This is a genomic window from Clostridium sp. L2-50, from assembly GCF_000154245.1.
Classification (GTDB): Bacteria; Bacillota; Clostridia; order Lachnospirales; family Lachnospiraceae; genus Coprococcus.
In genome coordinates, this window is sequence record NZ_DS480317.1 from 26,132 (window position 1) to 52,631 (window position 26,500).

The following is a 26,500-nucleotide window of genomic DNA, read 5'->3' on the forward strand; positions in this document are numbered from 1 at the left end:
TGAGTAATCCTCGGTGCTATACTCATGGACATAGCAAAGGCGCTACGAAATATTCGTAGTGCCTTTTTCTTTTATCGGGAGGTATAGGTATCCCGGTACAGGATAAAGAGAAGCCTGATATCCGGCTATACGCGCGGACCGGATGAGGGGAAAAATGAAGTAAAATGCGATGCAATGGGGCGTCTGTTAAGGATAAGTCTCCATGTATCGCATTTTTGAGTTTTAGGAGGTAAGAACTATGACAAGTGAAATTTTAGATGCAATTTCTGGTGAAGTGTACGGTGTCTGGTTCCTGATCGGAGCGGCATTGGTATTCTGGATGCAGGCAGGATTTGCGATGGTAGAGACAGGATTTACCAGAGCAAAGAATGCCGGAAACATTCTGATGAAAAACCTGATGGACTTCTGTATTGGTACAGTTGTATTTATCCTTCTTGGTTTTGGACTCTTACTTGGTGAAGACATGGTTGGTTTGATCGGTAAACCGGGATTTGACATATTTACTGATTATGCAAATTTTGACTGGTCCAACTTCGTATTTAACTTAGTGTTCTGTGCAACAACAGCGACAATTGTATCCGGCGCGATGGCAGAACGTACAAAATTCATTTCCTATTGTGTATATTCAGCAGTTATCTCAGCAGTTATTTATCCGATTGAGGCACACTGGACATGGGGCGGCGGCTGGTTAGCTCAGATGGGCTTCCATGATTTTGCCGGTTCTAACTGTATTCATATGGTTGGTGGTATCTGTGCATTGATCGGTGCAGCAATCCTTGGACCTCGTATCGGTAAGTTTGTAAAGGGCAAGGATGGTAAGGTTGAAAAAGTAAATGCATTCCCTGGACATAACCTTCCGATCGGTTGTCTCGGTGTATTTATCCTCTGGCTTGGCTGGTATGGATTCAATGGTGCAGCAGCAACAACCGTTTCAGAACTTGGTTCCATATTCGTAACAACAACAATTGCTCCTGCTGTTGCAACAGTTGTAGCAATGATCATTACCTGGGTAAAATATGGTAAGCCTGATGTTTCAATGTGTCTGAATGCATCTCTTGCAGGTCTGGTAGCAATTACAGCTCCTTGTGATGTCTGTGATGCTTTCGGTGCTATCGTGATCGGTGCTGTTGCCGGTGTACTGGTTGTATTCGGTGTATGGTTCTTAGATTACAAATTACATGTTGATGATCCTGTAGGTGCTGTTGCAGTTCACTGTTTAAATGGTATCTGGGGAACAATCGCAGTTGGTCTTTTCGCTACAGATACAGCTCCTGCATTTGCAAGAGGTATCGGTGATGGTGTAACATATGGTGCAAACCAGATCGCAGCCAAAGGTTTATTCTATGGCGGTGGTTTCAAGCAGCTCGGTATTCAGTTCGTAGGTATGGGCGCAACCATCCTCTGGACAGCAGTTACGATTACAATTGCATTCCTTCTTATTAAGAAGATCTTCGGCCTTCGTGTATCAGAGGAAGAGGAAATTGTTGGTCTGGATTCATGCGAGCATGGTCTTCCATCTGCATATGCCGGCTTCAGTATTGTTGATGTATCAAATACAATGACAATGGATGTAAATGAAAATACAGATCTTGGTGTAGCTGATTATGATAAGGCTTCTGACACATTAAAGAATGCAGCAGTCAAGGTTGCGGAAGCTCCTGTTACAGCATCCCCAAGCGGTATCTACAAGGTAGTTATCATTGCAAAGCTTGCACGGTTTGAGATCTTAAAGAAAGCTTTAAATGACCTCGGTGTTACAGGTATGACAATGAATCAGGTTATGGGCTGTGGTATCCAGAAGGGTGCCGGCGAGATGTACCGTGGTGTTGAATTAGATGCAACCCTTCTTCCAAAGGTTAAGGTAGAAGTCGTAGTCAGCAAGATTCCTGTCAGTGCAGTTATTGAAGCTGCTAAGAAGGCTCTGTATACCGGACATATCGGTGATGGTAAGATCTTCGTATACAGCGTTGACAAGGTTGTTAAGGTTCGTACCGGTGAGGAAGACTTTGCAGCTTTACAGGATGTAGAGTAAATTACAAATAACTTATAATTATATAGAAGAAAGAGCCAGGCCGGTGAGCACCGGTCTGGCTTTTTCTTTTAAGTGTAGAAATGGAAATCAGATAGTTCACAAAATCTTCACACAAAATTAGCACTCACCTATTGACAGTGCTAATAAACGGTGCTATAACATAGATAAAGATAAGGAAAGGGATTAAGAAAGAAGATAAAAGAAAGAATCCCGGAACTTATAACATACAAATTCGACACTTCAGTTTCTCTGACAGTGCTAAACATACAAAAGTCTAAGTGCCTCAAGGTTCCATAAGGAGCTGAGATTTCCGACACTGGTTTGAAATTGAAAGGAGTAATGACTTATGTTAAGACCTAGTATTTTTGGAGAAAGTTTATTTGATGATTGGATGGATGATTTCCCATTCGGTAAGGAATTTGAAAAGGAAATGTTTCCAGAGAAAAGCCCGTTGTATGGCAAACATGCTAAGAACATGATGAAGACGGATGTCCGTGAAACAGATGACAGCTATGAAGTAGACATTGACCTTCCTGGATTTAAGAAGGATGAAGTAAATGTCAAACTGGAAGATGGCTACATCACTATTTCCGCTGAAAAAGGTCTGGATAAGGATGAGAAAGATAAGAAGACCGGTAAGTATATCAGACGTGAACGTTATGCCGGCAGCATGAGCAGAAGTTTCTATGTTGGTGACGGTATCAGTCAGAAGGATATACATGCAAAATATGAAAGTGGTATTCTTCGTCTGACCCTTCCAAAGAAAGCACCGGAAGCAATCGAAAAGGAGAACTTCATTGCCATCGAATAAAATGTGTTGATATCGAGCCGTGCGAATAAAAACATGACCCCTTATGTATATGTATACAGATATAAGAAAGGGAGTGTAGATTATGGATAAGAATCCAAAGCATCCATTGAAGAAAAAGAAAGCAGTTCAGAAGGTATGTGCAACAGCTAATCATAATGCACAGGAGGTTGAAGCTGCAGTACCAAAGTCAAAGAAACATACTTATTAGAGTGAATAAATCAACAAACAAAGAAAAGGTTCCCCGCATTTGCCTGTAGCCCGAAGAACTACAGGAGACAAGTGCGGGGGATTTTTTTGCTTTATAGGAACAGAAGTATCATCGGAAGAATTTCCATCGAAGGGCTTTGGTGACAAAATCAAAAAAATATACATGGAGAAGTGTAAAAAACCACAGTTATGTGATACTCTATAAACGGAGGTGGTTTTATGCAGAAACAAAAAGGAGCAAAAATAGGAGCATTTGTTTTCTTTTGCTTTGGCGTGATGATGCTTGCACTCGGAGTATGGGGCATAACAACCCTGTATGATCAGGGTGGAATCTTAACATGGGGGATCGTACTTGGATTCGGATTAATATTTGCATTGACAGGTGTTGTATTATTTATTAATTCGATGGAAAGTGTATCCAATCGGGTCAAACAATTACTGGGTTGCATTCTGGGAACTTTGGTATTCATGAGTTTTGGCTTTGTGGGCCTTTTTGCAAAAGGACTAGGTGTCATGAGACTTTTCCTTCTGTTTTTCGGGGGCATAGGAGTGCTGCTTCTGATCCAGGGAATTCGTAACTTTTTAAAAGGAGACAGCGGTGATGCAGACCAGAAATCCGGCAGGGTTCAATGGAGCGGCGGTGTCGGTGATAGAATTAATGGACAGGAAATGGACGGTGGATATCAGCCATATCAGACGCCGGAATATGGAAGTTATGACGGCGAATATAACGACCAGTCCGGATACAATAGTCAGTCCGGATACAACAGCCCGTATGGTGTGTATGGCAGTCAGCCGGCAGACATAATAATAGAAAATAGCGAGAAAACATCACCAGGGGCTACAGATACCGGGCAGAATTCACAATGGCAGCAGGGAACTCCGGGCACACCATTTTCAGGAGATGCTGGAAACAAGGTCTATACCAGTCAGGTGAATAGTGGTGGTACAGTATATGGAAGCGGTATGTCGCCTGAATTTGATCAGATGATGAATGGCATGGGTATGGATCCTGCACAGCGGGAGCAGGCAAGAAAGGTTGGTTCCGCAGTTCGGAAAGGCGCGAATATTTATGCCGGAGTCATATGTATTGTAGTCGGAGCCGGCTTTATATTAGTAAATGGCATTAGTGTGCTTAGCTTTATTTTTATGCTCATTCAGACGGCCAGCCTCACGATTGTTATGGGTTCTTTGTTTCCAACGGTAATGTCAGCAGCATTGTTGATCGTAGGGGTATTCATGATTGTTCGTGGTGTGAAGATCCTCCGGGAAAAATAAATAAATGATACTTATCTGAAAGACATACAAAATCACTTGCATAAGTGAAGCGACAGAGCAGATCGGTAGAAACAGTGTGCGATTTACATACAGGCAGGAGGACAAAAGGTGAATCAGATGGAGTTAACGATTTTGGATTTTATACAGGAGCATATGAGAAATGCATTTCTTGATGTAGTGATGCCATTTGTATCGACACTTGGAAATGCAGGGGTCATCTGGATCGCACTTACGATCGTGCTGTTGATCAGTAAGAAACACAGAAAGACAGGAATCCTGATGGCACTTGCACTGGTATTTGATGTTATACTTTGTAATGGCATATTGAAGAATGCGGTAGCAAGGACAAGACCCTTTGATGTAAATACAGCGATTTCCCTGTTAGTGAAGAAGCCGACAGATTATTCATTCCCATCCGGTCATACGGCAGCGTCCTTTGCAGCAGTAACTGCATTGTTTTTTGCAAAAGAGAAATACCGGTATCCGGCACTGGTGCTTGCGGTGCTGATCGCATTTTCCAGACTATACCTGTATGTGCATTACCCGACCGATATCTTAGGTGGTATTCTGGTTGGAATTCTGTGTGGCGTAATAGCATATCTGATCACAAAAAAGAAACTGAAGTTTAATTCATTGAATGAATAGAAAGGAAATGGGGACAGGCTATCGCCTGAATAAAGACGAATAAAGAATTAACAAAATTTAACAGTTATTTTCGTTTTCTTTTCATAGGAATGTAGTAGAATGGTGTAAAAGTTTTGATAACACAGACCAGAGAGGAAATCTTATGGACGATACAAATGCAAATCAGATCAATCCTTCGATCCGGGGACTGACAGAAAACGAAGTAAAGAAACGAATCGAAAAAGGGCTGACGAATCAGACCGATATATCGACGGATAAAACAACGAAAGAGATCATTCTGTCGAATACACTTACATACTTTAACTTAATATTTCTTATTATCACAGTATTATTGATCCTTGTTGGTTCCTTTCGGAACCTGACTTTTCTGCCGATCATCATAGGTAATACATTGATCGGTATCATACAGGAGCTGCGTGCGAAGAAGACACTGGAAAAAATGAATTTCTTAAATGCACCTCATGCAGATGTAGTCAGAGATGGGGTTTTACAGCAGATCCGTTCGGAAGAACTGGTAAAGGATGATGTCATTTTACTGACAGCCGGAAAGCAGATCTGTGCAGATGCGGTTGTTATCGATGGCAGCATTCAGGTAAATGAATCCCTCCTTACCGGTGAAGCGGACGAGGTAGAAAAGACGAGCGGCAGTTCTCTGTTATCCGGCAGCTTTGTGGTGTCCGGTGAATGTTATGCCAGACTGGAAAAGGTCGGAAATGAATCCTATATCTCAAAACTCAGCATGGAAGCAAAGACCATGGGAAGCGGTGAACAGTCCGAGATGATCCGGTCGATCAACCTGATCGTAAAATGGGTTGGTATCATCATTATACCGATCGGTATCATTCTGTTCTGGCAGAGCCATTTCGTAAATGATGACTCGATCCGGAAGAGTGTAACCTCGACGGTTGCAGCTATCCTTGGTATGATCCCGGAGGGGTTATATCTTCTTACTACGATCGCACTGGCACTCAGTACGATGAATCTGGCAAAACGAAAAGTCCTGCTGCATGATATGAAAAGTATCGAGACGTTGGCGCGTGTCGATGTGCTGTGCGTGGATAAGACCGGAACGATCACAGAACCGGTTATGAGTATCAAGGATGTATTCTTAAGTAAGGACAGCCGGAATCCGTTAAAGACGATAGACGAATTAAAGGGGCTGCTGATCGATTATACAGCAGCGTCACAGGATAATAACGCTACGATGGAGGCATTGAAGAAATATGCCGATGAGGCAGACGGTAGTGTCGGAAAACACAGAGTACCGCTTGATCGTCTGGCATTTTCATCCAGTTTGAAATACGGTAGTATTACATTTTCGGATGGCATCTATCTGCTTGGCGCACCGGAATTCATCATGCGAGATGATTATGCGTCAATCGAGAAAGAGATTCTTCCTTATGCCGAAAAGGGAGATCGTGTGCTGTTATTTGGAAGATATGAAGGAAGCAGTATTGCAAATGGATTATCTGACAGAGTAACACCGCTTGGCTTTGTGGCACTGGCAAATCCGATCCGTGAAAATGCGGTAAAGACTTTTGCATACTTTAAGAGTCAGGATGTAGCGATCAAGGTTATATCCGGTGATAATCCAAAGACGGTATCACAGATCGCAGTTCAGGCGGGTATTGACAACGCAGAAAGTTATGTGGATGCAACGACACTTGATACGGATACGAAGATTAAGAAAGCCGTACGAGAATATACGGTATTTGGCCGTGTGACGCCGAAGCAGAAGCAGAAGCTTGTGCAGGCACTTAAAAAGCAGGGGCATACCGTGGCCATGACAGGTGATGGTGTCAATGATATCCTTGCAATGAAGGATGCGGATTGCAGCGTGGCGATGGCATCTGGTAGTGAAGCTGCAACACAGGCAGCACAGGTCGTTTTGCTAGATTCAGATTTTGCACATATGCCGGATGTGGTATACGAAGGACGACGGGTTGTAAATAATGTACAGCGTTCCGCCAGCCTGTTCCTTGTTAAGAATATATTCTCACTGTTGATGTCGCTGTTCTCGGTTATCTTTATGATCACCTATCCGCTGGAACCGGCGCAGATCTCATTGGTCAGTATGTTTACGATCGGTGCTCCCGGATTTCTGTTGGCACTCGAACCGAACAGAGACAGGATCAAAGGACATTTCCTTACAAATGTTATGTTCAAAGCATTTCCGGGTGGTCTTACTGATGTAATTGCGGTTGGTGCGTTAGTAATCTGCGGTGAGGTATTTGCCCTGCCGGGAGAAAGCATCGGTACGATCGCAACAATGGTGCTTTGCGTTGTTGGCTTTATGATCCTGTTTAAGATCAGTGAGCCGTTAAACAAGATGAAATATGGTGTGATCGGACTGAACATCGTTGGATTTATATTCTCAGGATTTTTCCTGAAGAAGTTATTTGCATTGACCGATCTGTCAAATATCTGCGTACTGCTTATGGTGGTATTCGGATTCGCGGCAGAATCCCTGTTCCGCTACCTCACCCTGTTGGTGGAGAAGCTGCAGGAATACTATAAAAAGAAAAAGCCAAAGCTTAAAAAATATCTGGAGCTTAAATAGAGACAGGCAGCCTACAAAGCAGGGCTGCCTAATTTTTTTGAGGTCAGAAAAAATCCTTGACTTATATATAAGAGGTGTTTGTGCGTATTGACAACACATTTTATTTCCTATAAAATTAATGATACAGTACGTATCAAAAAGGAACATGGTAATGAACAAATCAGAGAAACAAAAAGCAAAAGAAAATGAACGACGACAGCGGATCCTGGATACTGCATTTCGAATCTTTGTAGAAAAGAAGATTGAAGCGGTAAGTATGGGCGAGATCGCAGAGGCGGTCGGTATCGGCAGGGCGACCTTATTCCGGTGTTATTCGAATAAGACAGAACTGGCGATCGCAGTCTGTATGGCACAGTGGAAATCATATCTGGATGAGCTCGATAGAAACAGACCGATTTCATCGGTTCAGGATATTCCGGCGATCGATCGATTCATATTCACGCTGGACAGTTATATTGAAATGTATCTGAACCATAAGGAACTGCTTCAGTACAATGATAACTTTAATCACTACGTCACACATGAGGGCGTAGATCCGGAACAGTTTGAGAATATTCATACGTCGGTGTATTCGGCTGATACCCGATTGCATATGATGTATGAGAAAGCAAAGGAAGATCATACCTTTCGCACGGATATACCGGAGGATGAATTTATCCGTGTGACCGTACATACGATGATGGCAGCATGTACCTACTACGCGGGAGGCTTTATATGGGGCGCAGAGGATAACAGGGATTATATGCCGGAGTTGATACGTTTAAAGGAAATGATCATAAACTATGCGACAGCATCCGTATAACAGGATGCAGGGGTACTAGGAATATAAGGGATACGTGCATGAATGAAAGGGAGGTAAATATGAGTAAATTAAAAACAAAGAGAAAAAAGCATTATCTGGCAGCCGCCATGCTTGCCATGCTTGCGGTTGCGACGCCGATAACGCTTTATGGGTCTGTGACAACGTATGCACAGACGGATGACGCGGCCGGGGCAGAATCTGGTGAAGATACTGGTGAAGTAACCAATGAAGAAACCGGATATCACTATCAGAAGACCGGTGAACCATTGGTGGAGGAAAAAGATAACAACGGAAATATATGGCGGATCTATGCAGCTGCAGAAAATACAGCAGATACGGAAGCTACGGCAGACACAGCAGATGCAGTGGATACAGAAGATACATCAGTGAAAAAATATATTGCTACGATCACATATGGAGGCGTAGATACAAACAGCAGCAGGGCTGGTGAGTTTAGTGTATTCTCAGGTTATGCAGACGTATTTGCCAAGTACAATATCGTGCAGGTAGAAGTTGGAGAAGGACTGACATATTTTAATGTATATAGTCCACCAGAAAATCTCCAGTATGAATATATCTATCTTCCAAGTACGATGCAGAAATTAACAACAGCACTGGTGCAGCAACAGAAGAAGCTGAAGGAGATCACGATTCCGGCATCTGTTACAGAATTCAATTCAGGTTCGTTCAATCATGGCATGTTCTATATGGATGAGTCACTGGAGAAGATTACATTTGAGGAAGGATGCAAGCTTACTTCATTTGGAAAGAATGTTCAATATTTACTTTACGGTTGTAAGTCTTTAAAAGAATTTACGGTTCCGGCTTCCATTGAAACGATACCGGAGAGGTGCTTTTATAATTCACAGTATCTTGAGACGATCCGGTTCGAAAAAGGCTCAAAGGTTGAAAGCATAGGAAAGGAAGCTTTTTATGCCTGTTACGCTTTGAAAGATGTTGAATTAGCGGAAGGACTTACAACGATCGGAGAATCAGCATTCCGAAATCTGGATCAGATGGAGAAGCTTGTGATTCCTGGTACAGTCACAACGATCGGTATATGTGCATTTTATGATTGTGACGGATTGCAGGAGATCGTAATTCCGGATTCCGTGACATCAATTGGAAAAGCAGCATTTGCATATTGCGGTAATGTTACCGATATACAACTTTCTGATCAGTTAGAGATGATTGAAGAGCAGGCTTTCATGGGATGCTCAAAGGTATCATCACTTCGGATTCCGGACAGTGTTAAGACAATTAAAGATGAAGCGTTCCGTTATATATATATAACCGAGCTGCCGTATATGCAGAACGTGACTACCATTGGAACCCGGGCATTTAGCATCAGTAATCTGCGAAGCCTTGAATATCCAAAATGCTTGACGGATTTTACAGCGACTTCATTGGATGGTGGCGGAAATGCAAAAATCAAGTACATAACATTTGAAGACGGATGTGCCTTGAATACCTTGCCGGAAGGCTTATTTTCTACATATAAAGAAAATAATACAAATCTGAAAGAACAACGTGAGATTAAGCTGCCTCTTTCTTTAAAAGAGTTAAATATGAATGTATTTTGTGGTTCATGGAACCGAACGATGGTAGAGATTCCGCACAAAGATAACGATTCTTTACAGTTAACTTTAACAGATTATGGAGATAAATCAAAAGAGACGATAGCGAATAGTTTAAAGAGCATGTACTATATGGTACATTCATTTGAGATTTACAGATGCCTGACGGAGACCTTTGGTGTGCCAAGAGATCACATCACTTTCCATGAGGAAAAGGTGGGCTGGAAGTTGACCGGTGTAAAGGATGGCATATATACCTATACGGCAGAATGTAGTACATGTGGAGAAGTCAGCAAGAGCCTGACCTATGATGAAAATGGATTTGCAACGGTGGATGGTTCCTATCAGCCGGCTGAGCAGGTCACGGCGGAGAATTGTAAGGCATTTGGATTAGACGAAAATTACATAGGATACTATGCAGTAAGCAATGCTGGACAGTTATACTGGTTTGCTGATTATGTAAATGGAAACGGAGATGATGCTACGGCACATCTGTCGGAGAATGTCGTTCTTTGCAATGATATTGAGATGAATGATACAAGTGAATGGGATGTATGGACAGATGAAACGACAAATGTGATCAACTGGCCATCTCTCGGATCTTATAATGTTAATTTTACGAAATATAACATTATATATCAGGGAGTTTTTGACGGAAATCATAAGACGATCCGGGGCTTGTATCGGAAAAATCCGGGATATGATAATCAGGGCGGACTGATCGGATATATCGGCAGATTGGGAGCTTTAAAGAATCTGACGATAGAGAAGTCTTATGTAACTGCATGTGCAGTATTTGCAGGGTTCAATAATGGATCCGTTACGAACTGTACAGCCGGAAGACTGCGCACAAAATATTGTGGGCATGGCGGTGCTGTTTTTGTATATAAGAATTATGGAATTATGGATGCCTGTGTGAATACAGCAGATGTAGAATGGATCGATAAACAGCGTGAAAATTGCTTTGGCATAGTAGATATGAATTATGGCATTGTAAAAAACTGTGTCAATCGTGGAGCAATCAATAATACCGGAGGACGCATTAGCGGAGATGTGGGAGGAATTTGTGATTGGAATAATGGCAAGATCCTGAACTGTTATAATGAAGCGCCAATTACATCAACCGGTCAGGCAGCCGGTATTGTAAGAGATAACAAGGGATATGTTGCTAACTGCTATAATAAAGGAGCACTTACAGGAACATATGTCGGAGGTATTGCAGCAGGAACCGGTGTGGCAGAAGGCGGTGATGTAATAATCGTAAATCCATCCATTGGGGGGTGGGAAGATACATCCGGCGGATCTTCAGATGATTCGGGAAGCGGTTCTGCGGAAGCGGAGGAATTGGTTCCGGTTTCTCTGTCACAGTATGGAATCTATTATTGTTATAATACAGGAGCTGTTACAGCTTCGGACAGTTGCGCCGGAGGTATTGCTGCTTATGCAATATGTAGTAAGGGTACGATCTACGGCTGTTATAATACAGGAGACGTTGAAGGTGGTTCCCATACCGGAGGAATTGTAGGAGGGGTAGAGAATGCTCTGATAAGAGACTGCTATAATTATTCCACGAATATAAAGACAACAAATGTTGCAACCAGCTTCCAGAATAATGAACCGCATGCATTTGCAGCGCCTATTGCAGGTTGTGTTTCATCTTATTTGGGAAATGCAGTGGTATCTGCCTGCTGTTATGTGGGAGATATTGATGTGGAAGCTTACGGATATTCCATGGATTTGAAGGGACATAAGGTGACATTTACTGATAATGAAGCTATGACAGTGAAAGATTTTGAATCCGGTAAGGCTGCCTGGAAGCTGCAGAATGGTATCAATGAAGATCTGAAGGCTTCCGGAGGAAAGCAGTTATTTGTATGGAAACAGATAATAAGCGGAGCAGAAATCGAACGATATCCGTATCTTGATTTAACAGAGGAAGAAACAAGTAGAAGCGTTATGCAGATGACCTTCCATTATACGACCGGTGGTAAAGATCTTGCAGGATATGGATATACGAATTACAACCATGCAGTTACCGAGACCCAGGCACCGACTGTAACAGGAAAGAATGATACGATTCATACATTCGACTGGTATGAAGATAAGGAACTTACGACCTTGTATGATTTCACGCATGTATTAACTACAGATAAGGATGTATATGCAGAAGCATATGACCTGTACACTCTGGAATTTAAATTGACGGAAGGTAGTTATGCATCGGCAAGCGTTGATAAGAAGAAAGTGAAAGAGCTTATCACCGAGACCGGTGAGACTGTTGTATTTACAGTAACACCGGATACAGGATGCATATTAGAAGGGGTAAGCTTAGAAGGCAAGACATTGACGCCGGATGAGGATGGCAATTATACGATATCCGATATCTCGGCAAATCATACGGTAGAGATTACAACAAAGGAAACAGAGGTTACATTTACCTACAAGGCCGGCGAGCATGGAACAGTAAAATGGGTAGGTGACGAGACCGGTTCCGGTGAATTGACAGAGACGATCAAGGCAGTAAGTGGAACGCCAAAGGGAGTTCTTCCGGTAGCAGATCTTGGCTGGCATTTCGTGAAGTGGGTTGACAGCAAGGAGGGTAGTCCGTCCTATTCCATAACCGGACTCTATCCAACTGCGGTAAACGGTGTTTTTGAGGGCGAGACCTACACAGCAATCTTTGAAAAGAATATAGAGACCTATGCGATCTCCGGAACTGTTCGCGATCCGGAAGGCAATCCTGTGCCGGGTGTAACAGTTAAATTAAAAGGAAACGATGATACAAAAAAGACGACATCAGCAGAAGATGGCTCTTATCGGTTCGAGAAATTAGAAGAGGCAGAATATCAGTTAGCAGCCATAAAGTACTATGAGAATAACTGGAAGGCAGAGAGTGAAACAGTCGGTGTCAGATTAGAGGAATCGGATGTAACCGGTCGGGATCTTAAGCTTTCGATGAACAGAGCGACAAATACGAAACCTGACGGAATCATCGAGTATTACAGAGTTACTCTTACAGAGAATGCGCGGGACTACCTGGAAGAGACAGGTGGCGACGTAGTTGAAGATTCAGACTATACATTATCGGCAAGAGATAGATATAGCAATGCCCATGCGGTTGTCTATGTGTACGAAGCGGTGAGGGGATTTGATGGCAACTATTATAAACTGTCTGATGAAGTGGCAGAGGCACTTAAGACAGATGGCAGATGCTATACCATTAAGAACATTGGAAAAGACTACATCATAGATGTGAAAGCAGAAGATGTGATCCCGAACCGGTATGAGGTTACGATCCCATCCGGTGGGGATGATTATACGATCCTTCCGGAGAAAGAGGGAGAAACGATCAGTTATGGCGAGGATTATTCCTTTACAGTTAAGGCTGCAGCCGGTCGATGTGTTCTTGTATCTGCAAATGGCACAAGGATAGAATTTGCAGATGGAAAGTATACGATCAAAAATGTGACAAAACCACAGAAGATCGTGGTTGAATTTGCGGATCAACATACCTGTGGAGAATGGAAGGTTGTTACACCTGCTACCTATGATGCGGCAGGAGAAGAAACAAGAACCTGTTCTGTATGTGGAGCGGTTGAGATAAGAGAGCTGGCGCAGCTTATCTGTGATCATGAGGCAAAACGTCTGATAACAGATAAGGAAGCAACCTGTACGATGGCAGGAAGCGGACATTATGTTTGTGATACCTGTGGAAAGACGGTGCAGGAGAATGTCAGTATAGCAGCAAAGGGTCATATCTGGACTGCATGGACAGTGACAGTGAAGCCGACTACCTCAAAGGCAGGGGAAGAAAGCAGAACCTGTTCCGTATGTAAACAGACAGAGAAACATCAGGTTAGTAAGTTAAGCCAGAAGAAGTATAAGATTACATATAAGTTAAATAAGGGTAAGAATAACAAGAAGAATCCGAAGACCTATACATCAGCGAAGAAGGTTGTATTAAAGAAACCGACCCGGAAGGGATATGCATTCAAGGGCTGGTATACAGATCGTAAATGCACGAAGAAAATCACTTCGATCAAGAAAGGTTCAAAGAAAAATTATACCATATATGCGAAGTGGTCGAAGGTAAAGGTGAAGAAGACAACCGGACTTAAGGTTATGAATACGAAGGGCAAGAATCTGGTTGTGAGGTATTCAAAGGTATCCGGGGCAAAGGGATATCAGATCACATATGCGACCAATTCTAAGTTCACCAAGGGTAAAAAGGTTGTCAATACAACGAAGAGAACGAAGACCATACAGAAGCTGAAAAAAGGAAAGACCTATTATGTACGGGTTCGTGCATATAAGAAGGATTCCACAGGCAGGAAGGTATATGGTAAGTACAGCACAGTAAAGAAGATCAAGATAACAAAATAATATATTGCGAAGTGAAATGGTTGTTTTGTTAGACAAGGCAGAGTTAATTGCAGCAGCAGGTATATTCCCGGATATATTTATTGTATGGTCAATTGATTGTAAAGGAGCATGATTAAGAATGCAATCAGGGGCAGGATAAAAAGTTTGCTTTTTATCCTGCCCCTGAATCTGATTATTCATTCTATTTGTCAGCATCGATTACTGTTTGAATCTGTTTCATAAGAGTGTCATAGTTATTCTGGTCATCTATACCGCCGAGCATAGGATCTCCGACAATATTACCATTTCTGTCGACAAGTATGGTTGTAGGAAATGCCATGATGTCGGAGGCATATTTACCTGCGTTTGAATCAGAGTCAATGGAAATATTGCGGTATTTGGCACCCTGACTGTCAAGAATGGCTGCAGCTTCTTTGATAGCATCTTCGTTTCCGTCAAAGGTCTCTGTGTTGATACCTACTACTTCGCCTCCCATCGATTTGATGGCATCGTTTAATTCATTAAGCTTGGACAATTCGGCGACACAAGGCTTGCAGCCGGTAAACCAGAAATTAACGACGGTTACCGCATTATTGGAAAACAGGCTTTCATCAACAGAATTACCATCAAAATCCTTACCGGAGAAACTCTTGAAAGGGGAGGTTTCTTCGGAACTGTCTTTCTGGTCAGTGCTTTCTGATCCTGTATTTTTATTTTCGATTTCGGATATCTGTTCTTCAATCTGTCTGATAGTTTCAATATCATCGGTAAGCGTTTTCAGTTCATCATCCGTAAAGGCTTCCTTGTTTGATTCTACGGTGCCGGCCAGATAATCTGCATAATTGCCGCTCGGATCAGCGTTGCTTTTATTCATCATGCCGAATGCCTTGTTCCATACATCTGCATGATCTGCAAAGATCTGGTTCTCCTGCTGATATAGATCATCCAGCTTTGTGTTGGAATTGTCCACAGCTTCAGTGGTGGATTCTGTCCGGACTTTTTGTGAATTTTCAGTGGTGGAAGCTCCTGATCCGTTACATGCTGTGAGAGATAATGCTGCACAGAGAGTGATAATAGATAGTAATGTTCTTTTTGTTTTCATAAATAATTGCTCCTTTAAATAATAGTAGTGTGGCTAATTGTTACTTGTTGATTTTGGATGATTGCAGATGTCCTTTGGGGAACATGGCTTTCCCATAAACTGGTAGTGGATTGCGTCTTTTGGACAGGCCTTTATACAGGCTCCGCATCGTATGCATTCAGGATGATTCGGAGTCTTACAGACATCGACGTCCATTTTGCATACCTTTGAACATTGGTTACATCCGACACATTTGCTGCTTTCAACCTTGATATTCATAAGGCTGACCTTGTTAAATAATGAATAGATTGCTCCAAGAGGACAAATCCATTTGCAGAAAGGTCTGTAGAACAAAATACTCAGTATAATAACCGTAATTAAAATAAGGCACTTAAAAGAAAAAAGCTTTCCGAGAGCAGACCGTATAGCGGTATTTCCAAGTGAAAGTGGTATAGCTCCCTCTAAAACACCCTGTGGGCAAATATACTTACAGAAGAACGGATCACCCATTCCTATGGAGTTCGTTACAAGCATCGGCAGAAGTATAACGAAAACGATCAGGATGATATATTTCAGGTATCTTAACGGTTTCAGTCTGGCTGTGGAAAATTTTTTCCCCGGTATTTTATGAAGCAGATCCTGAAACCATCCAAATGGGCACAAAAAACCACATATAAATCTTCCGAGGATCACACCGAGTAAAATGAAAAAACCAGTTATGTAGTACGAAAACTTAAATTTGAATGAGCCGACAACCGCTTGGAATGCCCCGATAGGACAGGCTCCGGTAGCAGCAGGACAGGAATAACAGTTTAATCCCGGCACGCATATTGTTTTCGCTTTGCCCTGATAGATTTTACCTTTAAATAAATTGGAAATATGAATATTGGTAAGCAGGGTGGCGGCTGCCTGTATCCACCCGCGCATTCTGGCTGTTTTTTTTGATAATGATCTCTTAATTTTATCCAATTCCGACACACTCCAGACATAATTTTACTGCTTTTCCGAGCACGGTGGCTGCTTCACCTCTGACAGCGCCATAGCTGATCATGGCTATTCCTGTGATGAGCAAAATGATCTGAGATATTTTTCTGCATTTCAAGATATTGTAGTTCCTTTCATTTGTTGTGTTTGTTGACCAACTGACCTGGGTATTATACAATAGCTGATGTAAAATTTTTGTTAAGAAACAGGTGAAAGATTTTTGAGATTATTAATAGTTGAAGATGAGAAACAAATATGTGATATGGTTGCGAAAAGCCTGTATGGTGTTGGGTATGAAGTGGATACCTGTTATGATGGGGAAGAAGCTCTTGAATGTATCCTTACGGAGGATTATGATCTGATCGTTTTGGATCTGAATCTGCCCGGTATGGATGGAATGGAAATCTTAAGAGAACTCAGACGGGAAAATGAGGAGACAAAGGTTATTATATTATCTGCAAGAGGACAGATTGCGGATAAGGTTGAGGGACTGGATGCAGGTGCAAATGATTATATGGAAAAACCATTTCATATAAAGGAACTTGAAGCACGTATCAGAAGTCTGACAAGAAGAAAATTTGTGCAGAAGGATGTATGTCTGGAAAGCGGCGGGATAAGCTTTGATACGATAAAACGTGAGGCATATGCAAAAGGGAAAAAGGTTTCCCTTACAAGAAAAGAAAATGGTATTTTAGAATATCTGCTTCTCAATCTGGGAAGACCGGTAAGTCAGGAAGAATTGATGGAGCATGTCTGGGATGCATCCGTGGACAGCTTTAGTGGAGCAATCAGAGTACATATGTCTTCGCTTAGAAGAAAGCTTAAGGCAGTGCTCGGATATGATCCGATTTTGAACAAGGTGGGAGAAGGGTATAAAATACGGGAGGAGGCCGACAGATGAAAAAAATGTCGCTACAGTGGAGGCTTACATGTATAATTACATTATATATTGCGCTTATATGTGGATGTCTGACTATGCTTATTTATAAAAACGGTGTGTACTATATTGATTCTCTGCAAGAGACTGTTGATGCCAGGGGAGATGATAACGGAAGCTCTTCGGATGAAATATATATCAGCATTCCGGAGGATAACTGGGATGATTTTGCAAATGATTTTTCCGTTCAGGTGTACAATAACAAGGCAGACTACAAAAAAAACAGCCTGATAATTTCAGCCTTGCTGGCGCTTCTGGGTGGTGTAGCTACGTATTTTATTAGTGGACATGCCCTAAAGCCGATTGGTAAGTTTTCTGATAAGATTGAAGAGGTACAGGCACAAAATCTGGCAGATTCACGAATAGAAGAAAACAATGTTAAAGAACTGAACCAACTGAGTGTTTCGTATAACAAGATGCTTGAACGTCTCTCGGATGCATTTGATATACAGAGACAATTTACCGCAAATGCGGCACATGAGCTTCGAACCCCATTATCTTTAATGCAGATACAGCTTGATTCATATAATTCCAATCCGCATCCGGGCAATGATGCAGATACCGAGCAAACGATAAAGATGGTTACGGAACAGAATGACAGACTCGGTAAAATGGTAAAAACCCTTCTGGATATGAGCGAGCTTCAAACTGTGGGGAGAGACGATGTAATAATGGTCAATGCTCTTGTTGATGAAGTATTGGCGGATCTGGAACCGCTTGCACAGGAAAAAAATATAAAACTTATTGGAAAATGCACGGATATAAGGATGATCGGAAGTGATATCCTTATTTACAGGATGGTATACAATCTTGTTGAGAATGCTATAAAATATAATCATTCTGGGGGACGGGTTACAGTGACCGCATATCAAAAGGAAAAACATATTTACCTGTCAATAGAGGATACCGGAAATGGAATCCCGGAGGAACTCAGGCAGCGTGTGTTTGAACCGTTCTTTCGTGTGGATAAATCCAGAAGCCGGGAACTTGGTGGTGTCGGACTTGGACTTGCACTTGTTCATGAAATCGTAAGTGCGCATGATGGGACAATTACAGTCCGGTCTAATCCATCCGGAGGTACGATTTTTGATGTGAGTTTTACCCAGTGATCATTCCTGAAATGTGTGTGAAAAAATAAAAAAATAATTAGCACTCACCTCTTGACAGTGCTAACAAAAAGTGTTATGTTAACTACTGTAATGAAAGTGTATCTTGAATTACAGTAGTTTTTATATGTCAGGAGGTAAATGATTATGGATATGGACAAATATACAAGAAAGTCGCTTGAAGTAATAGAAAAAGCGAAAGATAAAGCCCTGGAATATGATAATCAGGAGCTTGCACAGATTCATTTACTTGCAGGATTGCTTGAGATAGACGAAAGCCTTATTTCGAAGATTTTTGAAAAACTCGATATAGATGTAACAGCAGCGGTAAATAGGGTGGAAGATAAGCTTGCATCACTGCCAAAAGTAAGTGGCGGAAATCTGTATGCCGGAAATAATTTTTCAAAGGCGCTCATTCAGGCTGAAAAGGAAGCAAAGCAGATGGGAGACAGCTTTGTATCGGTTGAGCATCTGTTCCTTGGACTGATCGAAAAAGCCGATTCCGATGTGAAGCCATTGCTTAAAACATGGGCGATCGATCGGAACACATTTTTAAAGGCTCTGGCAGATATCAGAGGAAATAAAAAGGTAGACAGTGAGAATCCGGAAGATTCCTATGAAGCAATGGAGAAGTTCGGATACGATCTGGTGGAACGGGCAAGAGAGCAGAAGATCGATCCGGTTATCGGACGAGATGCTGAGATACGAAACGTGATCCGGATCCTTTCCCGTAAGACCAAGAATAACCCGGTTCTGATCGGTGAACCTGGTGTAGGTAAGACAGCGGTTGCAGAAGGCCTGGCACAGCGTATTGTCAGAGGTGATGTGCCGGAAGGCTTGAAGAATAAGAAGATATTCGCACTGGATATGGGTGCGCTGGTTGCCGGTGCCAAGTATCGTGGTGAATTTGAGGAACGTCTGAAGACAGTTCTGGATGAAGTAAAGAAATCAGAAGGTGAGATAATCCTCTTTATTGATGAGCTGCATACGATTGTTGGAGCCGGTAAGACAGATGGCGCAATGGATGCAGGCAATATGTTAAAGCCTATGCTTGCCCGTGGCGAACTGCATTGTATCGGTGCAACGACACTTGACGAATACAGACAGTACATTGAAAAGGATGCCGCTCTGGAACGTCGTTTCCAACCGGTACAGATCGATGAGCCGACGGTAGAAGATACGATCTCCATTCTTCGTGGTATCAAGGAAAGATATGAGGTGTTCCATGGAGTTAAGATCTCGGATGGTGCATTGGTAAGTGCAGCGGTACTTTCCAATCGGTACATTACAGATCGTTTCCTTCCGGATAAAGCGATCGACCTTGTCGATGAAGCCTGTGCGATGATCAAGACGGAGTTGGATTCCATGCCGGCCGAAGTCGATGAGATCACAAGAAAAATCATGCAGCTTGAGATCGAGGAAGCCGCACTGAAGAAAGAGGAAGACCACCTGAGCAAGCAGAGACTGGCGGATATACAGTTAGAGCTTGCAGAGTTAAAGGATAAAGCAAATAATCTGAAAGCCAAATGGGAGAATGAAAAGGCAGGCGTTGAGAAGATCCGTAACCTGAAAGAGGAGATCGAGAAGATCAAGAATGATATTCAGGTTGCCCAGAGAAATTACGATCTGAACAAAGCAGCCGAATTGCAGTATGGCAAACTTCCGGCAGCTCAGAAAGAGCTGGAACTGGCAGAGCAGTCCGCATCGGAGAAAGAACGAAAGCTGGTACATGAGGTCGTATCAGAAGAAGAAATTTCGGAGATTGTATCCAAGTGGACCGGTATTCCGGTAGCCAAACTGACGGCGAGTGAAAAGAGTAAGACACTGAATCTTGCAGATGAACTTCATAAGAGGGTTGTCGGTCAGGATGAAGCTGTTGAATATGTCAGCGATGCGATCATCCGTTCCAAAGCAGGAATCAAGGATCCAAGCAAGCCAATCGGCTCATTCCTGTTCCTTGGACCAACCGGTGTAGGTAAGACAGAGCTTGCAAAGACACTGGCAGAAGCTTTATTTGATAATGAACAGAACATGGTTCGTATCGATATGAGTGAATATATGGAGAAATACAGTGTATCCAGACTGATCGGAGCGCCTCCTGGATATGTAGGCTACGATGAAGGCGGACAGCTTACCGAGGCAGTTCGTAGGAAACCATATTCGGTTGTCTTATTCGATGAAGTTGAGAAGGCACATCCGGATGTATTCAATGTATTATTACAGGTATTGGATGATGGACGTATCACGGACTCACAGGGTAGAACGGTAGACTTTAAGAATACGATCATCATTATGACATCGAATATCGGTGGTGTGGATATCGCAGAAGGCGGTGGCGAGATTACTGATGAGATACGGGAGACAGTTATGAATAAACTGAAACAGCACTTCCGTCCGGAGTTCCTGAACCGTATCGATGAGACGATCATCTTTAAGTCATTAAGCAAAGAGAACATCGGCAGTATCGTTGATCTTATGGTCAAGGATCTGAACAAACGTCTGGCCGGACAGGAGATTACGATCAAGCTTACAGATGAGGCCAAGAGTGCGATCATCGATCAGGGCTATGATCCGGTCTATGGTGCAAGACCATTGAAGCGTTTTATTCAGAAGAATGTCGAGACGCTGGTTGCCCGTATGATCCTTGCAGGTGAAGTGTCCACCCAGTCAGCGATCATCATTGACTATGACGGTCAGAAATTGACAGCGAGAAATGAGAAGTAGTAATATAAACAGGTAGTAAATGCCTGGTAACAACTAAAATAAGCATGATAAAAGGGATTGGCATTGAAAATATTTTTCGGTGTCAGTCCCTTTAATCTTATTTTAATGATGGTATGCCATTGTATATTAGGATAGGGAGGTTGTGTCCATGCGCATTTTGGTTGTTGAAGATGAATTGGATCTGAATCATATAATATGTAATAAACTGACAAAAGAAGGCTACAATGTAGATGCCTGTTTTGACGGACAGGCAGCACTTGATTATCTGGAGACAGCAAGTTACGATGGAGTTATAATGGATATTATGATTCCGAAGAAAGATGGTATGTCGGTTTTAAAAACAATCCGGGCAGAAGGAATACAGGTTCCGGTGCTTTTTTTGACTGCAAAGTCCGAAACGCAGGATATTGTCAGGGGACTGGATGCAGGAGCCAGTGACTATATGACAAAACCGTTTGAGTTTTCGGAATTGCTCGCAAGGTTAAGGGTAATGCTTCGTACTGTACATATAAGTAATGACAGCATTTTGAATTATGGGTCATTACAGATTGATACAAATAATCACCGGGTTGTCCGGGATGGTGTGACTGTCGATCTTACAGTCCGGGAATATGCAATCCTGGAATATCTGGTGCGAAACAAGAACATTGTTGTCACAAGAGAACAGATTCGTGCAAATATATGGAGCATTGATGATGATATCAATTCAAATGTAGTTGATGTATATATTCGATATCTTCGCAGAAAAATCGATGATCCATTTGAGGAAAAACTGATACATACGATCCGGGGAGTAGGTTATAGACTGGAATGTTAAAAAGGAAAATCTCATTTATTAATTTTACTGTTATTGTTTGTGGACTTATCATTGCAGCAGGAACGATATGTCTTTTATTGATGCAGAAGAATCTGATCACAGAGGATACTAAATATCTGGCTTATACAGAACTGGCGCAGGAAGTGAAACGTGCAAAAAAAAATATAGGATTTGATGAGAGTGAGAATCCGTATATAAAAAGCGATTTTTACGATCTGGAAGAGAAAGATACTTATAACGAAAATGTATATGTGTTTTTACAGTCAAGAGACGGAAGTTTTCTTGATGGCAGAATGCCGGATGATTTCAGAACCGGGCTTGATATCGGATTACAGAGTCTTACAAAAGTAACCTTTCAGGGAGAGCGTTATTACGTAGCAACCAGACGTGGAAAAATGAAGAATGGAACGGAGGATGACAGTTTTTATCTGGTATGTGCTATGATATCGGAACAGGCGGTGAAAGACAATTATCGCGAACTGTGGCATCAGTCATATTTGGTGATAGGAGTTGTTGGCGCATTTTTTATTTTATTTGCCCTTTTATTAAGATATCTGATCGCTGTACCAATGAGACAGTTGAATGAATCGATAAAAAAGAGCGGGGAGAATCTGGATTTTACGGATAGTCTGGAATATAAAGGATGTTTTAAAGAACTTCAGATGTTAACAGATGCAAATAATCATTTGTACCAGAGAGTGCAGCAGGAGTTGGAACGTCAGGAAGAATTTAATGCGAATGTATCCCATGAACTTCGTACGCCTATTGCTGTTATGCATGCACAATGCCAGGTGTCGAGAGAGGTGGCAGAAAAGAAGCAGGATAAAGAAGCAATAAAAAGTATAGAGGTATTTGAGCGACAGACAAACCGTATGAAGAATCTGGTTGATCAATTGCTTCAGATGACTGCAATAGATAGAAAGGGGACAACATTCAGTATAGAAGATATTGATGTTCGGGATGTAATTGAATCTGCATGTGATGATATAGCATATATTGATACGAAACACATTACATTTGAATATTCCCTTCAGCCGACTATCATACAGGCAAATATGAATCTTATCTATATTGTTATAAATAACTTGCTTTCAAATGCTGTAAAGTATAGCAATGAAGGAGCTAAAATCTATGTGTCCTGTGGAGAGAAAGACGGAAAGTCGTATATTCGTATTCAGGATGAAGGCTGTGGAATAGAGAAAGAAAATATATCCAAAATATTTGAAAGCTTTTATCGAGAAAAAAAAGATCGTAATGCGGAAGGCTTTGGTCTGGGACTTTCACAGGCAATGAAGATTGCTGAGTTATATGGGGGAGGGATTTATGTTGAAAGTACAAAGAATAAAGGAAGTATTTTCACATTTTTTATTCCAAAACCTTAAAAATAAATAGAAGAATGTCGAATTTTTAATAGAGCTTTAATATTGGATTTTTATAATCCGATATTAGGGTTCTTTTTTTTATGTAGAAAGAACAATATATCGAGTAGGACTTGCTTGGAGGATTATATGAGAAATTATAAACGATTGATTCATTTGTTACTTGGACCGGTTCTATTCCTGTTGGCATGCTTTCTTTTACCGCATTCAGTTCTGCCGACATTTGCAGAACGGGCAGCAGTTGGAACGGTATTCTGGATGGCATACTGGTGGGTAACAGGTCCGGTAGATTATGCAGTAACGGCGTTTTTGCCGATTGCGATCAATGCAGTAGTTCCTATGGCGGAGATGAAGGTCATAATATCGAATTATGCGGACGAAACGATTCTGCTGCTGCTTGGAGCTTCGATCATAACAGTATTATGGGAAAATACAGGACTGGACAAACGAATTGCGATCACGTTTCTGCGTCTGATCGGAAACAGTCTTAGAATGCAGCTTGTGTTCTGGTTTGCGTTGTCAATGGTATTATCTGCGGTGCTTCCGAATGCAGTAGTATGCGCAACGATCACGCCGATCGCAGTTTCTATGCTGAAATATATTGGAATGGATGACGTGAAAAACAGCAAGACGGCATCGAAGATCCTGCTGACGATCGCTTATGCGACAGGACTTGGTGGTCTGGCATCTCCACTTGGTGGGGCTATGAATCTGGTAACGGTGGAATATATCCAGCAGTTGACCGGAAAAGAATATATGTATTCCTCCTGGGTTATCCGGTTCCTTCCGGTTATGCTGATTTTAATGCTGATCAATGTAGTATTTATTCTTCGTGATGTAAAGAAGACAGATCTGTTAGGTGGTTCCAGTGAATATTTTGCGGAACAGTACCGGAAGCTTCCAAAGATGAGCTTTGAAGAAAAATCCGCACTTGTGCTGTTTGTAGTGGCAACAGGTCTGGCATTTACCAGACAGCTTTATCAGGATATATTGCCGGGATTAAAGCCTGCATATGTATTTATCATCTGTGCGATCATCGCCTTTCTTTTTACAAATAAAGAGGGAAAACGGATCATGGTCTGGAAACAGGTGCAGGGAAAGATCGTCTGGGATCTGATGTATATATTTGCCGGAGGTCTGGCACTTGGAAGCCTGATCAATGCAACAGGTGTTGCAAAAGCACTTGGAGAAGTGATTTCTTCCCTTGATATGAAGGGTGGTTTTGTAACGATCCTGATCATTCTGACTGCAACACTACTGTTGTCGGATGTGACCTCAAATACAGCTACGGCAGCGGTTGCGATTCCACTTGTGATCTCAATCACACAGGGATGTGGGCTGAATCCGATTCCGTATATATACGTAGCATCCATTGGTGTGAACCTGTCTTATATGCTGCCAACGTCGATTCGTGCGATTCCGGTGGGATATGGACTGGAACCAAAGTATATGTTCCGGGAAGGCTGGAAGATTTCCCTTATCATTATTCTTGTAATGTCGATCATTTGCACATTGCTGTTAAAATACTGGAGCACATTCAGTACGGTGTAAAAAAAGCCATACAGAAACGGGCGTGAAACAAAGAGAAAGAAATGGAGAGAAGGCATGTCTGTCGTATCATACATATTTATAGTATTCTTAGCAGTTACAGTTTTGATATATTATATAGTACCAAAGAAAATCCAGTGGTGGGTGCTCCTTGCCGCAAGTGTGGTTTTCTATGCTTATAGTGGGATTGATGATCTCCTGATCGTAGTTGGAACCGCATTTCTGGTATATCCGTTGACAATGTTGATGGAGAAAAATCTGGAGGAACAGGACCGGCTGCTTCTGGATGCAGATAAGAGAACTGCAAGAAAGATAAAAACAGCACAGAAAAAGAAACGAAAGAAATATCTGGTGCTAGCATTGCTGATCGTAATAGGTGCGCTTATTGTATTCAAGGTGACAGGATTTGCCATCGAGAACATCAAACGTTTTCTTCCATACGAAGCGATACAGCGGATTCCGGACTGGCATTTCCCTGCACCGCTTGGAGTTTCTTTTTATTCCTTTATGATGATCTCTTATCTGGTTGATGTCTATAACGGAAGGATCCATGCACAGAAGAATTTTCTGAAATATCTGTCGTATGTATTATATTTTCCACATATTACGCAGGGACCGATTGCGCGATATGAACTGGTTGCGCATCAACTATGGGAAAAGCATAAGTTTGATTATGATACGGTGATAAAAGGTACATGGTTGATTCTGTGGGGAGCACTTAAGAAAATGGTGATGGCAGACCGTATCAGTCCATTTGTGACAGAAGTATTTAAACATTCTGATCAGTATGAAGGTATGATCTTCTTTCTGGCGGCGGTTATGTACTCCATCCAGATTTACTGTGATTTCTCCGGATGCATGGATATCGTACGTGGCGCATCGGAGTGCTTTGGCATTACGCTTGGAGAAAATTTCAGGCGGCCATATTTTTCCCAGACGTTGCCGGAGTTCTGGAGAAGATGGCATATTTCACTCGGAGCGTTCTTCAGAGAATATGTATTCTATCCGGTATCGACTTCAAAGATCCTGTTGAAATGGAATACCAAGGTGCGGAAATATCTGGGAAATACCATAGGAACCGGATTTGCCTCTTGTGTACCGATCCTGTGCGTATGGATCCTGACCGGACTCTGGCATGGGGCAAAGTGGAATTATATCGGCTGGGGATTGTTTCACGGAATCCTGATCTGCTTATCGACATTATTTGAGCAGCCGGTCGCTAAATTAACAGAGAAACTGAATATACGGACAAACTGTATAAGCTGGAATATATTCCGGATGCTTCGGACATTTTTATTATGTGTGATCGGACGTATCATTTTTATGGGAAAGGGAATCCGTGCGAGTTTTCAAATGATTACATCCTGTATAGTAGATTACAGAAAAATTTATGATCTGGTAAATGATTTTTCTATATCTCAGCGGGAGTGGGGAGTAATCTTTATCGGTGTACTGATTTTGTTATGTGTATCAATTGCACAGGAGATTCGGGAGCAAATAGGAATAAAGGAAGATATCAGAGACTGGCTGCTGCGTCAGAATCTTTGGCTGCGATGGACGGTTCTTATTGCCGGTATTTTATGCGTGCTGATATTTGGAGTATATGGAACCGGCAGCCAGATTGTATTTATATATGAGCAATTCTAAAAG

Annotated in this window: 18 protein-coding genes; 15 read left to right on the plus strand and 3 right to left on the minus strand. The window is 42.0% G+C overall.

The window, feature by feature from the left end; genetic code table 11:
- Positions 1 to 238 precede the first annotated feature (238 nt).
- From CLOL250_RS04830 to CLOL250_RS04860, 8 genes are all read left to right on the plus strand, one after another.
- Positions 239 to 2,032 carry an ammonium transporter gene (locus CLOL250_RS04830; RefSeq protein ID WP_008401055.1) on the plus strand — a complete coding sequence of 598 codons (1,794 nt, stop codon included), beginning with the start codon at positions 239 to 241 and terminating at the stop codon, positions 2,030 to 2,032.
- A 346-nt stretch (positions 2,033 to 2,378) separates the two neighbouring features.
- Positions 2,379 to 2,843, plus strand: a complete 465-nt coding sequence (locus tag CLOL250_RS04835; protein ID WP_008401058.1) for an Hsp20/alpha crystallin family protein — start codon at positions 2,379 to 2,381, stop codon at positions 2,841 to 2,843.
- Between the two features lie 82 nt (positions 2,844 to 2,925).
- Positions 2,926 to 3,051, plus strand: a complete 126-nt coding sequence (locus CLOL250_RS14120) for a hypothetical protein (RefSeq protein WP_008401060.1) — start codon at positions 2,926 to 2,928, stop codon at positions 3,049 to 3,051.
- 218 nt (positions 3,052 to 3,269) lie between these two features.
- On the plus strand, positions 3,270 to 4,328 hold the full coding sequence (locus CLOL250_RS04840; protein ID WP_008401061.1) for a hypothetical protein: 1,059 nt from the start codon (positions 3,270 to 3,272) through the stop codon (positions 4,326 to 4,328).
- A 117-nt stretch (positions 4,329 to 4,445) separates the two neighbouring features.
- Complete coding sequence (locus tag CLOL250_RS04845) at positions 4,446 to 4,973, plus strand: phosphatase PAP2 family protein (RefSeq protein ID WP_008401062.1); 528 nt, start codon at positions 4,446 to 4,448, stop codon at positions 4,971 to 4,973.
- A gap of 142 nt (positions 4,974 to 5,115) precedes the next feature.
- Positions 5,116 to 7,533 carry an HAD-IC family P-type ATPase gene (locus CLOL250_RS04850; protein WP_008401063.1) on the plus strand — a complete coding sequence of 806 codons (2,418 nt, stop codon included), beginning with the start codon at positions 5,116 to 5,118 and terminating at the stop codon, positions 7,531 to 7,533.
- 151 nt (positions 7,534 to 7,684) lie between these two features.
- A complete protein-coding gene (locus tag CLOL250_RS04855) occupies positions 7,685 to 8,335 on the plus strand; it encodes a TetR/AcrR family transcriptional regulator (protein WP_021943571.1) in 651 nt (216 codons plus the stop codon).
- A gap of 59 nt (positions 8,336 to 8,394) precedes the next feature.
- Complete coding sequence (locus CLOL250_RS04860; protein WP_044945143.1) at positions 8,395 to 14,295, plus strand: leucine-rich repeat protein; 5,901 nt, start codon at positions 8,395 to 8,397, stop codon at positions 14,293 to 14,295.
- Between the two features lie 181 nt (positions 14,296 to 14,476).
- On the opposite strand, the gene CLOL250_RS04865 is transcribed toward CLOL250_RS04860, so the two are convergent.
- From CLOL250_RS04865 to CLOL250_RS13660, 3 genes are read right to left on the minus strand one after another with little or no spacing between them, the layout of a single operon-like run.
- Complete coding sequence (locus tag CLOL250_RS04865) at positions 14,477 to 15,376, minus strand: TlpA disulfide reductase family protein (protein ID WP_008401067.1); 900 nt, start codon at positions 15,374 to 15,376, stop codon at positions 14,477 to 14,479.
- A gap of 33 nt (positions 15,377 to 15,409) precedes the next feature.
- Positions 15,410 to 16,282 (minus strand): 4Fe-4S binding protein, encoded by an 873-nt coding sequence (locus CLOL250_RS04870; RefSeq protein WP_008401068.1) that lies wholly within the window; start codon positions 16,280 to 16,282, stop codon positions 15,410 to 15,412.
- A 34-nt stretch (positions 16,283 to 16,316) separates the two neighbouring features.
- The gene (locus tag CLOL250_RS13660) at positions 16,317 to 16,460 is read right to left on the minus strand and encodes a CD1871A family CXXC motif-containing protein (protein WP_044945191.1); all 144 of its coding nucleotides are present in this window, start codon (positions 16,458 to 16,460) and stop codon (positions 16,317 to 16,319) included.
- Between the two features lie 99 nt (positions 16,461 to 16,559).
- On the opposite strand from CLOL250_RS13660, the gene CLOL250_RS04880 reads away from it, so the two are divergent.
- From CLOL250_RS04880 to CLOL250_RS04910, 7 genes are all read left to right on the plus strand, one after another.
- The gene (locus CLOL250_RS04880) at positions 16,560 to 17,240 is read left to right on the plus strand and encodes a response regulator transcription factor (protein WP_008401070.1); all 681 of its coding nucleotides are present in this window, start codon (positions 16,560 to 16,562) and stop codon (positions 17,238 to 17,240) included.
- A gap of 74 nt (positions 17,241 to 17,314) precedes the next feature.
- On the plus strand, positions 17,315 to 18,385 hold the full coding sequence (locus tag CLOL250_RS04885; protein ID WP_342413210.1) for a HAMP domain-containing sensor histidine kinase: 1,071 nt from the start codon (positions 17,315 to 17,317) through the stop codon (positions 18,383 to 18,385).
- 144 nt (positions 18,386 to 18,529) lie between these two features.
- Positions 18,530 to 21,106, plus strand: coding sequence for an ATP-dependent chaperone ClpB (clpB, locus tag CLOL250_RS04890; RefSeq protein WP_044945146.1), 2,577 nt, complete (start codon positions 18,530 to 18,532; stop codon positions 21,104 to 21,106).
- 148 nt (positions 21,107 to 21,254) lie between these two features.
- Complete coding sequence (locus CLOL250_RS04895; protein WP_008401073.1) at positions 21,255 to 21,923, plus strand: response regulator transcription factor; 669 nt, start codon at positions 21,255 to 21,257, stop codon at positions 21,921 to 21,923.
- On the plus strand, positions 21,917 to 23,305 hold the full coding sequence (locus CLOL250_RS04900; protein ID WP_008401074.1) for a sensor histidine kinase: 1,389 nt from the start codon (positions 21,917 to 21,919) through the stop codon (positions 23,303 to 23,305). The genes CLOL250_RS04895 and CLOL250_RS04900 overlap by 7 nt, the downstream gene beginning before the upstream one ends.
- Before the next feature lie 126 nt (positions 23,306 to 23,431).
- On the plus strand, positions 23,432 to 24,853 hold the full coding sequence (locus CLOL250_RS04905) for an SLC13 family permease (protein WP_008401075.1): 1,422 nt from the start codon (positions 23,432 to 23,434) through the stop codon (positions 24,851 to 24,853).
- A 102-nt stretch (positions 24,854 to 24,955) separates the two neighbouring features.
- Positions 24,956 to 26,497 (plus strand): MBOAT family O-acyltransferase, encoded by a 1,542-nt coding sequence (locus CLOL250_RS04910; protein WP_243143721.1) that lies wholly within the window; start codon positions 24,956 to 24,958, stop codon positions 26,495 to 26,497.
- Positions 26,498 to 26,500: the final 3 nt, after the last annotated feature.